This window comes from Enterococcus sp. AZ109, assembly GCF_051714625.1.
Lineage (GTDB): Bacteria > Bacillota > Bacilli > Lactobacillales > Enterococcaceae > Enterococcus_A.
This window is the reverse complement of sequence record NZ_JBIOSF010000001.1, coordinates 951,531-965,526: the sequence shown is the minus strand read 5'-3', so window position 1 is coordinate 965,526 and position 13,996 is coordinate 951,531. Positions and strand designations below refer to the sequence as shown.

11 protein-coding genes are annotated in these 13,996 nt (G+C 37.8%); 3 read left to right on the top strand and 8 right to left on the bottom strand.

Features of this window, described 5'->3' with window-relative positions; all coding sequences use genetic code 11:
- Nucleotides 1-28: 28 nt before the first annotated feature.
- Both IGI42_RS04675 and IGI42_RS04670 read right to left on the bottom strand, forming a co-directional pair.
- The gene (locus tag IGI42_RS04675) at nt 29-1,492 is read right to left on the bottom strand and encodes a helix-turn-helix domain-containing protein (protein ID WP_438714569.1); all 1,464 of its coding nucleotides are present in this window, start codon (nt 1,490-1,492) and stop codon (nt 29-31) included.
- Complete coding sequence (locus IGI42_RS04670) at nt 1,485-2,408, bottom strand: WxL protein peptidoglycan domain-containing protein (RefSeq protein ID WP_438714567.1); 924 nt, start codon at nt 2,406-2,408, stop codon at nt 1,485-1,487. The genes IGI42_RS04675 and IGI42_RS04670 overlap by 8 nt, the downstream gene beginning before the upstream one ends.
- 280 nt (nt 2,409-2,688) lie before the next feature.
- On the opposite strand from IGI42_RS04670, the gene IGI42_RS04665 reads away from it, so the two are divergent.
- The 3 genes from IGI42_RS04665 to IGI42_RS04655 all read left to right on the top strand — a co-directional run bounded on the left by IGI42_RS04665 (nt 2,689) and on the right by IGI42_RS04655 (nt 6,525).
- Complete coding sequence (locus tag IGI42_RS04665; protein WP_438714566.1) at nt 2,689-3,369, top strand: WxL domain-containing protein; 681 nt, start codon at nt 2,689-2,691, stop codon at nt 3,367-3,369.
- 80 nt (nt 3,370-3,449) lie between these two features.
- The gene (locus IGI42_RS04660; RefSeq protein WP_438714565.1) at nt 3,450-4,469 is read left to right on the top strand and encodes a DUF916 and DUF3324 domain-containing protein; all 1,020 of its coding nucleotides are present in this window, start codon (nt 3,450-3,452) and stop codon (nt 4,467-4,469) included.
- 1 nt (nt 4,470) lies between these two features.
- Nucleotides 4,471-6,525 carry a choice-of-anchor A family protein gene (locus IGI42_RS04655; protein ID WP_438714564.1) on the top strand — a complete coding sequence of 685 codons (2,055 nt, stop codon included), beginning with the start codon at nt 4,471-4,473 and terminating at the stop codon, nt 6,523-6,525.
- Nucleotides 6,526-6,572: 47 nt separating this feature from the next.
- On the opposite strand, the gene IGI42_RS04650 is transcribed toward IGI42_RS04655, so the two are convergent.
- The 6 genes from IGI42_RS04650 to IGI42_RS04625 all read right to left on the bottom strand — a co-directional run bounded on the left by IGI42_RS04650 (nt 6,573) and on the right by IGI42_RS04625 (nt 13,895).
- Nucleotides 6,573-7,682: a hypothetical protein gene (locus IGI42_RS04650; RefSeq protein WP_438714562.1), complete on the bottom strand. Its 1,110-nt coding sequence runs from the start codon at nt 7,680-7,682 to the stop codon at nt 6,573-6,575.
- A 360-nt stretch (nt 7,683-8,042) separates the two neighbouring features.
- Nucleotides 8,043-8,894, bottom strand: coding sequence for a MurR/RpiR family transcriptional regulator (locus tag IGI42_RS04645; RefSeq protein ID WP_438714560.1), 852 nt, complete (start codon nt 8,892-8,894; stop codon nt 8,043-8,045).
- A gap of 152 nt (nt 8,895-9,046) precedes the next feature.
- Complete coding sequence (locus IGI42_RS04640; protein WP_438714559.1) at nt 9,047-9,838, bottom strand: metallophosphoesterase; 792 nt, start codon at nt 9,836-9,838, stop codon at nt 9,047-9,049.
- 73 nt (nt 9,839-9,911) lie between these two features.
- Nucleotides 9,912-10,931, bottom strand: coding sequence for a LacI family DNA-binding transcriptional regulator (locus IGI42_RS04635; protein WP_438714557.1), 1,020 nt, complete (start codon nt 10,929-10,931; stop codon nt 9,912-9,914).
- A 20-nt stretch (nt 10,932-10,951) separates the two neighbouring features.
- Complete coding sequence (pgmB, locus tag IGI42_RS04630; RefSeq protein ID WP_438714556.1) at nt 10,952-11,614, bottom strand: beta-phosphoglucomutase; 663 nt, start codon at nt 11,612-11,614, stop codon at nt 10,952-10,954.
- Entirely contained in the window at nt 11,607-13,895 is a 2,289-nt protein-coding gene (locus tag IGI42_RS04625) for a glycoside hydrolase family 65 protein (RefSeq protein WP_438714555.1), read from the bottom strand. Before IGI42_RS04625 ends, pgmB begins: the two co-directional genes overlap by 8 nt.
- Nucleotides 13,896-13,996: the final 101 nt, after the last annotated feature.

Genomic DNA, 13,996 nt, shown 5'->3' with positions numbered 1-13,996 from the left:
TATCTGATAATTAGAATCTTGCAGCTTTTTAGCGATTTTTTCTCAAATAAGCTTCCCGCAAAGCGGTGTAAAGTGCCCCCATGTGTAAATAGCCTTCATTGTAGTCCCAGTGATAGGCTAGCGCTTTGGTATCAACCTTTGAAAAAGTAGTAATAATAAAATCGTAGGGCTGTTCCTGTTTGTAGTATTCAGCTTCGATGAAATTTATACCAACTAGAAAATCAATTAATGGTTTTATCAACACTAAGTTTGATTCCACAACAACGCCTACTTTTAACGGCTGATCCTTCACTTGCTCGTAATAAAAGCTGGATACGCCAAAACGTAAAATCTGAACGAGTGGTTGAATAGATGGACGAAAAACCGAAAATCTTTCTTCCTCAGTAATTTTGAGGAGGAAATCCGTAATTTGTTTCTCCAAAAGAAAGGTAGCGCTAGATTTTGGCGAAGTTTTCTTCATTAAATCTGGTAAATTTGGAAAAGGCCCTTGAAAGCCATAAAATGCTAACATAATATTGGCTAGATTAGCCATCATCAACTCTTTTCTTGGCACATCCAATACTATTTTTAGTTCCTGAAATACAAAGGTCCGAAAAGCTTCTACAAATGCCCAAACCACGTTGGGTTTTCTGGTAAAGTTGTTGATCGTGTGCTGGATCGCTGGATCATCGGGACTTTCATAAAAAGGTAAGAAATTAGCCAAGAAATAAACCGAAGCAGCCTCTCCATGCGCATTTTCTGAAGATAAATGCGCTATATCAGTATAAACATCAAGATCGTAATACGCATTTCCATCAAACAAGAAGTCCAAGGAATTATCGTAAAATACAAAATTCTCTTGTTTGATCCGAGTAAGCGCCACCGCTGAATACATTGCTACTTCTAACTTACCGACGAAGTTTTTTTCTAAAGGTGAGAACTTAAGAAAAGGCGTTCCATAAACTTCAGCTTCAGTCATGGGAATAGCAAAAGGCCAATGAAGATTGCGATAACCAATCCAAAAAAAATAAAAAAAGACTAAACGGATGGCCGTTTCAGATCCACTTAGTTTAAATTGACGGAAATTAATCGTGAGTTGATTCTTGTGCAAATACTTAATCAGCGGTTGTGTCCGCCGACTTAAAGTGGCCCGACTGACAAATTGTTGCTGACAAAATTTTTCTAGTCCTAGTTCTGGTTCCAATAACAAAGCTCTCATGAGCTGAAAAGGCAAACTATAGGTTAGAAGGAAATAACGATAATCGTCAATGGTTAAGGTCAGATTCAAGGTATTAATGCCCATATTAGGAACAATTATCGATTCTTTGAGCAAACCAGATCCAAGCAATTCGTCATTAATTTCGTGAACCAGCTTATAAAGCTGCTGATAAGTTAAATTTGTTTCGGCTGCTAATTGATTGTATGTATAGCTTCCCTGAAGCTGTCCGGCTAAACTTTTAAAAATACGAAACTTAAGTTGAGTAACCGAGTCAAAAACTAATTCTTCAAACATGGGTCTTCCTCCTCTTGTAAAAAATGAAGCCAACTAAAGAGACGAGCAGCCCTGAGATTAGCAAATAAGTTAATGGAAACCAAGGGCTGATTGTTAGCATACCATCGGTTCTATCAATTGAAATCCTCTTGTTAAAGTTGAATTTTCTTTCTCCATCAAGTTCTAATCTCAATGTATAGCTACCAGATTCAAGCGTACTTTGGGCAGGCAGTAATAAGTCAAAGGAATCATTCGGCGCTATACTAATTGTTTGCGGTGTTAAAGAAACTGACTCATCATTGCTTTTCTCCAATGAGCCAGTTAATTTATAACGGCTCAGTAGCGCGCCCGTCGGATTTTTTAACCGGACAGCCAATTGATTTTCTACAGCTGAAACTTGAGTTAATTGCAGCTCTGGTTCGGGGAGTGTTTTTTCTTCCCGCAGCATAACACCAATAATATAAGAAAAATCTTGCTGCAATCCTTCTTCCGCTTGTTTGGTTGTCTCTTGAATATGAACCCCCCCTAATAATAATCCTGAAAAAGATTTTTGCGGTAAAGATAGGGTGAAGGTAACAATCCGCGTTTCTTTTGGGTTAAGCCTAATCGTTTGAGGTGACGAAGTTATTTCACGAAAATTTGGTCCAGACAATGGAGTATGGTTACTGATTGAATAATCAAGTTGACCATTCTTATTAGTAAAGGCAGTAGTCGGTGTAACAACAATAGTTTTAGACTGATCGTCATAGTTTTCCAACTGAATTTGCACTTTTTGTTTTTCTCCTGGCTTCACTAGTAGATTGAAGTAGGAAGAGTTATCTAGTTGGTTAGCAGGAAGTATCGGCCCAGCTGCAAATCCAATTTCAACTGCCAAAGCTGTTTTGGGTAAAAAGCCAAAAATCAAAATACAAAATAAAACAGCATATTTTTTGAACAAAAAATCCCTCTCCCTTCTTATCAATGAGTAAACGGTGTGCCTAGTTTATCAAAACAAAGTAAAAATGTGAAAAGAAAAGGTGATTTCATTTTTTTAAAAATGATTTTATCAATATTGAAAGACTGCTGTTGTGTCAAGTAATTGAGCAATTATACGCAAAAATACGGAAAAATAAGCGTTGAATATCTCTTTAGAATGATTATACTTATCACACATAAGTAGTAGTTTTCGTACTATTTGTAAGTAATTATGATGACTATTCAGTAGGAGGAAATGAATCATGAAAAAGATTTTAGCTATGCTTACACTATCTGGAATTGCTCTAAGTGCGTGGGGAGGATTTGCAGCTACAGCTTCAGCAGCAGAAGTGGTACCTGGGTCCGGTCCGGTTGCTGCTGATAGTCAGACAGCAGATAAAACATCGGTCGCTGAATTTACTATCGAAAAGGGCGACTTAACTTTAGATAAGGTATCAGATTTACATTTCTCAAATGCTGATGGGAATAAAAATCCAACAGTTGCAGACTTCGTTAACGAACAAAACTTAACTTTAGACGGATCTCCGGTTTCAGCAAATACTAATAAAGCGGACAATAACGATGATGAAGTGATCGTTTCTGACTTTCGTGGTTCCCATGATGGGTGGAATTTAAGTGTACAGAAAACAGATTTCACTAATGGCAAGGATGACATTGATGGAGATACTTTAACACTTTCTGCTAAAACTTCTGATACTAATGGGAACGCAGTAGCATCCGCTGGTTTACCAAAAGACGTTGTAATCAATAAAGAAGCCACTCCTTTCATTGATGCTGCTAAGGATACTGGGACTTTCACTAACACATTTGCGTTAGATGGTAACTTGAAGATCCCAGCAAACAGTAAAATCCAAGCGGGAACTTACCAATCAACGGTTACTTGGACATTGTCAGCAACAGCAAAGACTCAACCAGCTAGTTAATTCTATAAATCGAGCGCGGCAATGCGTTCGATTTTTTACAAGGCTGAGTGAGGAAATTGTATATAGAAAGGATGAGTCAGATGAATAAAAGAAAATGGATGATTGTTTCATTATTGTTAATGATGGTCAGTTTTATACCAACCATTAAGGCTCAAGCAGCTGGAGCTGGATTTACAATGGAAGCTGTTGAACCAGATAATCAACTAAGTGATGCCACTTATTTTGATTTGCAGGTTGCGCCTAATCAATCACAGGATTTAACGATTCGTGTAACCAATCAAGAGGACCAAGCAATCAAAGTAGCGATTTCACCGAATCCTGCGTTTACAAATCGGAATGGAACGATTGAATACAGCCAACATGATTTTCCCAAAGACTCTTCTGCTCAATATACAATTTCCGAGTTAGTTTCTCAGCCGCAAGAAGTTCAATTGAATCCACAGGAAAGCAAAGATGTTACGTTTAATCTCAAGGTACCTGCAGATGCTTTCCAGGGGACAATTACTGGTGGTTTTTATGCTAAAGTTGTCGATCAAACAGATGGCGTACAAAAGCAAACAAAAGAAACGACACTTTCTGTAAAAAACGAGTATGCGCTCGTATTGGGTCTGTCACTAACTGAAGATCCTAATCAAAAAGTTTCTCCTGAGTTGAAACTAAATGATGTCAAGCCAGGATTAGCGGATGATCGAACAGCTGTTTTAGCTAATTTGCAAAATAGTGAACCGCAAGCTTTTGGTTCAATGACTGTAGATGCTAAGATTTACAAAAAGGGCGATTCTCAAGTCCTTAAAGAAACCAAAAAAGAAAATCAAGAGATGGCACCTAATTCCAATTACGATTTTGCAATTAGCTGGGACAATCAGCCTTTGGAAGCTGGAGATTATCAACTGAAATTAGAAGCGAACTCTGGGAGTAAAGCATGGAGTTTTGAACGGGATTTTACAATCGCAGCAGACGAAGCGAAATCGATTAACAAAAAAGCCGTGGACTTGCCAGAACGTAATTACTGGTGGTGGTTGATAATCCTATTAATCGTAATTCTACTTGTTTCAACCTATACCTTAGGGAAACGAAAAGGAAAACAAGGAAGTCGTTAACATGAAAAAAAAAAGAACGGTCTTTATGACAATTTTGATTGTGATTATCAACCTTTTAAGTGGAACTTTAGCTTTAGCAGAGGATTCAACTGCCCCTAGTGCCTCAGCTTCTACAGCTTCTGCAGATGTGGAAAGTAGCACCAGTATCACAACGACAGGATCGACTGATTCTGACGATTCTGTTTCCACATCTGATACTAGTGAAGAGCCCACGGTTGCCACGAGTGAGGTAATACCATCAGAAGAAAACCAAAGAATAACCTCTGAGTCTGCTGTTTCAGTATTTGATCCAACAACTTTATATAGTTATCCTTTGGGAGTTGGTACGGAATTCACTGCTTTTGCTGGCGGGACGATTACAATTGGCCATCAGGATACCACCGGATTTATGGGAGCTGATACAATCAATTCCATGAATACTTGGCCTGACTTATTTTCAAAAAATTTACCTGGTGGATTAGCTGTTTCTGATACAGGTGGAGCTGGGACTGGTGGGAAGCCTAATCCTGAACCAGAAAAAAATGTCACATTAGTTGCGAATACGATTAACCAAAACTTAGCAACCGTCTTGAGCAAATCGGGTATGTTTGCTAATCAAAAGATCATCGTATCTAACGGAAACATACCAGCTGAAAAAAAATCTCGTCATACAGCTAATGAGTTGACTAGTTTTATAGAAAATGGGATTGATAGTACCCAATGGCAAGCGACAACACAAGCCAATTTGACAAAAATAAGCACGCAATATCAAGCATTGACTCAAAAAGCTGATGTTGCTGTTTCTGATTCAGCCATTCAAGCTTTCCAAGAGACCAACTTTAATGGTACGAGCAATAAACAGGTGCACCAATTAAGTATTGATTTGAGTCAATATACTAGCAATGTTCCTCCGGTGGTTGTCTTTAGTCTCAAGAAACAGGACTATACAGATGCCTATGAATTAAACTTTAAAAAGGGAAGTTCAGGTGTTCTTCCCTATATTATTTTTAATTGGCAGACTGATGACTCTAACTCATGGGATTGGGGATGGAATAATAGCATTACTATTTCAGGAGATTCTTCGATCGCTGAACTGGGTAATCGTATGATCCATTCTTTTCCCAGTGCTAAACAAGTTACAATTCAAGCAACTAAATTTTACGGATCAATATTGGCGCCGCAAGGAAACATTTCTGTAGGTGAAGCTGGGGTGGACTTGATCCATTCAAGCTATGTTGCAGGTGGAAATATTGAAATGAAATCAGAATTAACCTTATCGGATGCAACCGCTAATCAATTCGACAGGGGAGGCTGGCCGGGCAAACAAACACCGGATTCTTCTTCGCATAATGTGATACCTACTATCGCACTGACAAGAGATGGATCAGTTGTTCCTTCGCAATTTCAAATTCTTCAAGGTGAAGCAGTCCATTTGGGAATTCAAACGACTAACTATCAAGGAGATGTAGTGGATGAAGCGATTGATAACGAGGCTTTCATGCCCGTTTCTATTGACCGTGGGATTGATTTAGAAAACTTACCAGTAGGGAAACACACCCTAACTGTTCAAATACCAGGAAACACAGATATCAAAATTCAAGTCACTATTATTGTCAGTGGCTATTTGACACTAGATGAAATCCCTAATCTACAATTTGGCACGAAAAGTTTAGCTCAATATGTTGCTGAGCCAACTTATCAATTGGTTGACGGAAGTATAACAGACGGCGCAACTTCTGATGGCGATGATCAGCTAACTGTGCAGATAACAGACAATCGCTATGCTGAGCAACAATCCCCTTGGTCTTTATCTGTCCAATTATCCGCATTCAATAATGGAAAAGATGATTTGAACGGTAGCATCGATTTTTCATCTGAAGATACAAATGGTTTGTTAAATGGGCAAGTAACGTCAGGTCAAAGTCTAACCTTTAGTAAAGATAGTGGCACAGCTGTAAGTGGCAATGTAAAAGAGAAACTTTCTACTAAAACTTCACTTAAATTAAATGATTCGGTACCTGAACCCGGAATATATCAAGGTAAATTAAGTTGGACACTTTCAAATGCACCACAATAAAAGCCAAACTCTATTAAATTTTCAGAGAGCTTGGCTTTTTAGTATTCTTATAATGAGGAAAATTGGTCGAACCAATAGTCTTTTGAAACTTTGTACTTTTCGATCGTTTTAACATCTTTAGACATGTTTTCTTGAAGAAACCCATACCAGAAAAGAGAAGCAAAATTACTATAGGCTGCGAATTGCTCATCATCAATTTCTTCATCTGTAAAAATATCTCGCAAAGCTTCCGTTAGTGAAAAAGCGTTTGAACGATCAAAAAACATTTGTGGAAATTTTTCAATTACTTGAATAAGGAACTTAATCAGTTGTTCTTTGTGGACAAATTCGTTTAAAGTTTCATCCTGAGCTACTATTCTACGAGCAAACTCTTCAGAAGTTTCCGTCCCCTTTTTTTTTGCAGAATAAAACGCTGGAAGTGCATCATCCCTTGCGTCTTTTTCTAATTCAATCATCTCATCAAAAGCCACATCTTTTAAAAGACAGTCTTGGATTGTACCAGAATACCATTGAATGATATCTATAGGGGCTTTATCGTCTGGTGAATTAATAAATACTTTTTGAATGAGTTGATCTGGTTCGCAAACAATGGGTGGGGTAGAAATATAAATTTCGTTTATTGGGACAATCAGCGCTAATACTTTCATGTTTCTTAAGGAAATGCTATTTAGTTTTTGCGATTGAATATTTTCTATTCGGTATTCTTGTTTATTGCGGATATCGACAAAGTAAAAATCCTGTCCCTTTTTTCTCAAAGTAAATATACTGAGTATAAACTGTGTGGGCCAATGGGTGATGATTTCCAATCGATCTTCTACAATATCTTTTAAATAGTTGATACATTGTTGAAAAGTGTTGGTATCATTCTTCAATAAAAAGAAAGTTTCTAACAGTTGCTGATAGGTGCTCATATCATGGATTAATTGCTCTTGTTCAATGGGGTAAACAACAGAATCAAGATAATCGAATAAATAAGTATCTAGAAAATGTATGACCTGTTCATTGGATTCATTAGAATGTGTGAAGTGATACTGTTTATATAAATGTTCCAAGGTGAGCATATAAGGAGCATCGTCTTTTTTTAGCTCCAACAAAGAAGGTTTTTTCATGAATTGGGTTTCCATCTGTTTTTTTTTATTTGAGTTCACTGCTGACATCGTCCCTCCATATAAATAGTAAATAGACATTTTATATCTATATTTTACCTTTTAGTAAAGAAATAAGATAGTGAATTCTAGTCTATAGATTAGTTTTTTTTACTAATAAATTAGTTACTCTGATTTCTTTTTAATCATATTTGTTCTGTGCAGGAGCCATGGATTAGAAGGAAATTATATATATTTTTTATAGGAATTGTTATGAGAAATACTTAGCAAAGGTCCATGATTCCGATTATCGATATCAGCACAAAAGATTTTGATACTATTGGCCTAATTTATTTTAGCTAAAAGATAATGATAATAAGCCATAAAAAAAAACGAAGTGCTGGTGAACTCACCAACGACTTCGATGCTTGGCTAGAAATATTTTTGTCGGTATTGATCGATTGCTTTTCGAGTACTGAAGATCTTTTTTGCATATTTTGGATTGCGGCTGATATATAGATAAAACAGTAGATCAATCGTAATAAACTGAGCAATGATTGAATTAGTAGCGGCACTACGAAGCTCTGCTTCCATAGGTCGAGACATTTGTAGATGGATATCAGCTAGTTTTGATAAACGATTTTGGCCAAATTGGGTCAAAGCAATCACAGGTACGTGTAATTCTTTTGCAGTTTCAGCAATTGCGATGATTTCAGGTGTTTTTCCTGAATTAGAAATAAGAAACAGGACGCTTTGCTTGGCGTTAGCAACAAGCTGAGGTAACAGCAAGTTGTAGTCGCTCTCGAATACAATATTTTTACCTAATCTTGTCCATTTTTGAGCAACATCATCAGCAGCTAAGCGTGAAGCTCCTACTCCGGCAATGAAACAGAAATTTGTTGATTCGATTAATTTGCAAGCGTCATTAAAGGCTTCTTCGTTGAAAAGCTCAGTTGTTTCATTAATTGTAAATTTCGCATTGTTAGCTAGCTTACTTTTCAAACTTTGAAAAGATTCGTCTGAATCAACATCTGTGTATCCGGTAATTTCGGCCGGTTGTCTTGTTTCAGCAGATAGACTGATTTTGAAAGCCGTCAAACTGTCAAAGCCCATTTTTTTAGAAAAACGAACCACGGTAGGTGCGCTTGAGCCAGAACCAGCGGCTATTTCGCTAGCAGTCATATTAGGAATAACTTCCTTGTTTTCACAAATGAAACGATAAATTTTTTTTTCGGCAGCTGACATATCCTTTTTCATGCTGTCCATATGGGAAAGAACACTCATTGCTAACCCTCTTTTCCACTCTTTTTCTTTATTATATCATCTTTTTCGATGATTAAAGAGATAATTTTAACGAATAAGCGTAGTAATACTAGCTAATGTTCGTATTTACGATGTTTACATGAAATTTATTTGTGTAGGAATCAGCTGGAATCCTACAAGTAAAAATAGAGAATTTCTGGCTTAACCCTAAAACGTAGAGGCGGACCTGTTGTTCCCAGACCAGTGTTAACGACTAGCGTTGTAGTAGATGATAGTGGATAAACGCCAGTCCAATAGTCCTTAGACCCATGGTTTCGGTAAGCTACCATAGGCAGACGAAGTTGACCTCCATGACTATGGCCAGCTAAAACTAGGTCGTATGAATCTAACGCATGGACACGACTTACCTGATCAGGTTCGTGCAGCAGTAGTATGGAAAAATCAGCAGGTAAGGGAGTTAAAGTATAATCAGGTGCCCCATTTCGACTATCCTCGATCCCGGTCAAGCTCAGAGTATCAATGACTTGTGAGCGGTTATCCAAGAGAGTAAATCCACTTTTGAGCAGTATGTCTTGAACATGCTTACGACCATTGGACTGATAATCATGGTTACCTAATATAGCAAATTTTCCCTTGTCAGTTTTTATAGAGCCTAGCTGCTGAATCAGCGGAGTAATATCTTTTTTTTGCCAGTAACAGAAGTCCTCCACCAAGTCACCTGTAAAAATTAGCAGGTCCGGCGATTGCTGATTGATTGTTTCTACAATTTTAGCAAAACGTTTTGCTGAATAAAAACGAGAGAAGTGAATATCACTTATATGAGCAATTTTTAAGTGTCCTGATTTGCCTGCCTCGATTGTTAAACGAGTGCCTTTTTTTATACGGTAGTGTTTTTCTTTTAGACAAAAGGTTTCATACCAAGAATATAGTAGAATAATGATCATACATAAGACAATTACTGACATTATTGTTCCTTCTTTCTATTGGTGTCAGTATAGCCAAAAAATGCGAGGAGCCACAAGTTGCACTCCTCGCATTTTAGTGTTTCTTAGGATTTTCAATGACAGTTTCACGTTGAATCAGTTGATGCGGAACGACTAATTGTACGCCGTTGCTCGGTTGTTTTTCAATCTGCTGCATCAGTTTTTGTGTACCTAAGCGACCCAAATCAGATATATCAATATCGATTGTTGTTAGGTAGGGATGTACCAAGGTAGCAAAAATCGAATTATTAAAGCTGATAATCGACAAATCATCAGGCACCCGATAGCCATACAAATTGGCTAACTGAATAATTCGTAAAGCGAAGATATCATCAATGACGACAAGCGCGGTTGCTTGTGATTCTTCAATTATTTCAGGAAAGGCTGCGTAATCTGCTGGTTGAGTCAAGGTGATCGGCGGATGAGTGGGCAGGTTTGCCAACATCAATGACTCTTGATAACCGAAATAACGTTCAAAGAAAATAATTTGTTGATTCACATTTGAAGCGAATAAAATATTTCGATGTCCCTTTGCTAATAAGAAATCGGTTGCTTGCTTACCTAATAACTGATTGTCATTATCCACGTAAACAATTTCTGATTCTTTTTCTGGGGGGCGACCGATCAGAGTAAAGGGTACGTTATTCTCATACAGGTATTGAGCAATGGGATCATTTTTTTCAGAATAAGTAAGAATGAAACCATCTACTTGCTTTTGACGATGCATTCGAATGACGTTCTCCAAAAGCCCTGTTGCAGTTTTGGCGGAAGCTACAGCTGTAGTTACTTGAAATTCATGTGCTGTTTCATTGACAGCATTAATCAATTCTAAGTATAAGGGATTCCCAATTCGATCGCTTGAATCTAACGGTGGTAAAATGACACCTAGTGAGTTTGCTCGCTGTTTGCCTAAGTTGCGAGCAGTAACGTTTGGAAAATACCCCATATCATCCATAATACGACGAATTTTCTTCTTTGTTTCTGATGAAATGCTTGGATGATCATTGATTACTCGGGAAACGGTTGAAGGAGAGACACCCGCCTTTTTGGCAACATCTTTTACGGTAACGGTCATTTTTCTCTCCTTTCATTTACTTATTTTTTCTGCCAACAATCTTTCAAAAAAGAAATTGTCAGTTCTTGAGTGGAAGCAACTAGAGGAATATCCTCTCCTAATTGTTCGGCAAGACCTACACCAATTGGGAGAGCACCGCTTGCTTTAATGGCTGCAATGCCAGCTTGGGCATCTTCAATACCAATACATTGCTCAGCAGTTAAGCCAACAATCTCTGCTGCTTCAATAAAGATATCGGGCGCTGGTTTACCCGCTTTTACTTTGGCAGGATTGGCTATTCCGTCAAAATAGTTAGTTAACGCCATCTGCTTTAGCAGGAAAGGTCCGTTTTTACTGGCAGAAGCAAGAGCGATTTTCACTCCTAGCTGCTGCAAGCCTTTTAACAGTTCTAAAATACCAGGATACACATCATTTGGCGAGACCTTTTGGATCATTTCTACATAATTTTTATTTTTGCGTGCAGCTAGATCCGCAAATTCCTGTGGCGTAAATTCTTCCTTTTTTCCACCATATTCAAGCATTCGAGTAAGGGAATCTTCACGACTGACGCCTTTTAATTGTTCATTAAATGTCCTGTCAATAGATATTCCAATCTCATCACCTAGTTTTTTCCATGCTTGATAGTGATATTCGGCCGTATCGGTAATCACACCGTCTAAATCAAAGAGTACACCTTTAAACATTTGACTCCTCCTTCTTTAAGGGGACTGAAACGTTGTCAGAAAGATCCACTGTTTGATTATACACGCTAATTTCAAGTGGTGAGCCCTCTTTAAGGCTCAAAGCAACTTCTTTTCCATTCACTGCCACAGCGATCAAACGCCCACGATAATTAATATGGAAAGAATATTTTTTCCATTTTTTTGGTAAGAATGGTGCAAAGCTTAGTGTATCATTAAAGGTTTTCATTTGCGCAAAGCCTTGTACGATTGCTAACCAACTACCAGTCATTGAGGTAATATGCAGACCGTCTTGCGTATCATTGTTGTAATTATCCAAATCTAAGCGAGCGGTTCGTTGATACATCTCCACTGATTTTTCTTCCTTACCTAATTCCGCGGCTAAGACTGCATGGACAGAAGGAGAAAGGGAAGACTCATGTACAGTCATTGGTTCATAAAATTCAAAGTTACGTTTCTTTTCTTCGTAAGTGAACTGATCATTGAAGAAGTAAATTCCTTGTAAAACATCGGCCTGCTTGATAAAGCAAGAACGCAAAATCTTATCCCATGACCATTTTTGATTTAACGGACGATTTTCTGGAGCTAAGTCACTAGCGGGCATAAGATCTTTATCCAAGAAGGTATCATGCTGAACAAAGACGCCTAATTCCCGATCTTCCGGGAAGTACATGTTTTCTATAATATCCTGCCACTTTTCTTGTTCCTCTTTAGTGATTGTAACGGAAGCTGACTCTTTATGATTCAAGTAGCTTTCTAAGGTATATTTCAATACCCAAGCTGCAATGGTATTTGTGTACCAGTTATTGTTAATGTTGTTCTCATATTCGTTTGGTCCGGTAACGCCGTGAATCATATACTTTTGCTGGCGTTTCGAATAGTGCACGCGATCCGCCCAGAATCGAGCAATTTCCGTTAGCACTTCTAAGCCTTCTTTTTGCAAGTAGCTATCATCGCCAGTGTAATTTGTGTAGTTATAAATCGCATAAGCAATTGCACCATTACGATGAATTTCTTCAAAAGTAATTTCCCATTCATTGTGGCATTCAATACCAGTAAAGGTAACCATTGGATATAAAGCACCTTTTAAACCTTGTTTTTGAGCGTTGATCCTGGCTTCAGGTAATTGGTTATGTCGGTATTTTAATAAATTTTTTGTTACTTCAGGTTTTGCTAGTGCTAAATACATTGGAACAGCGTAGGCTTCCGTATCCCAGTAAGTAGCACCACCGTATTTCTCGCCAGTAAAACCTTTTGGTCCGATATTCAAACGCTCATCTTCACCATAGTAGGTTGAAAATAGTTGAAAAATATTGTAACGAATCCCTTGCTGAGCTTCATCATCACCTTCGATTAATACATCCGCTAGTTCCCAACGTTTTGCCCAAGCAGCACTTTGTTCTTTGTACAATTCATCGTAAGGTTGAGCATAAGTAGTTAGTAGTTCTGCAGCAGCTTCACGTTGTTTTGCTTCTGGAGTATCACGACTAGTTACGACAACCACACGTTTTTCAACTTGTCTTGTTTCACCAGCAGTCAAGTACCATTCAAATTGTTCTGAAACCTCTAACTGATCGTCATGTTGAACCTGAGCTTCTAATTTACCAATATGTTTCATCGCTGCTGTGATAGAAAACCGTTCAATCCCAAAGTTGTTAGGTACTGTTTGAGCTGTTAAGAAGCTGATTTCTTCTTTATGTCCTCGCTCTTTTTCTACCCAAAACATTTCTTCATAATTGCTATCTTCATTTTGTACATTATTGTCTAGTTTAGAAATGATGTGAACAACAGCTTCTCCTGATAAACATTCAGCAGTCATTTTAATTACAGCTAGTTCCTTTTTAACGATGCTTAGGAAGCGTTCGAATGTAAATCGTATCTTAGCGTCACCTAAAACCACCGTAAAGCTTCTAGTAAGCACGCCATTTTCCATATTAAGTTCTAGATCAAAGTCGACAACTTCCTGTTTAGCCAAGTCTACCTCTACATCATTAATCGAAATTTTCATTTGTAGAAAATCGATCGCATTGATTACTTTGCCAAAATAATCTGGATATCCGTTTTTCCACCAGCCAACTCGTGTTTTGTCTGGATACCAAATACCAGCTAAGTAGGTTCCCTTATGGTGATCACCGCTGTAAGTTTCTTCAAAGTTTCCCCGTAACCCCATATATCCATTTCCCATACTGGTAAGAGATTCTTGTAAGCGGCGATTTTGTTTATCTAAGGTTGTTGTTCGGATTTTCCAAGGATCGATATCAAATAGTCGTTGAATTTGGTTCATGTTCTTCCTCCTTAATGCAACTTTTCTTTAATGATACACGCAATCGGTTGCGTTAGTCAAGTGAAAGCGTTAATCTTGACAAAAAATAGCATGTTAGTAAA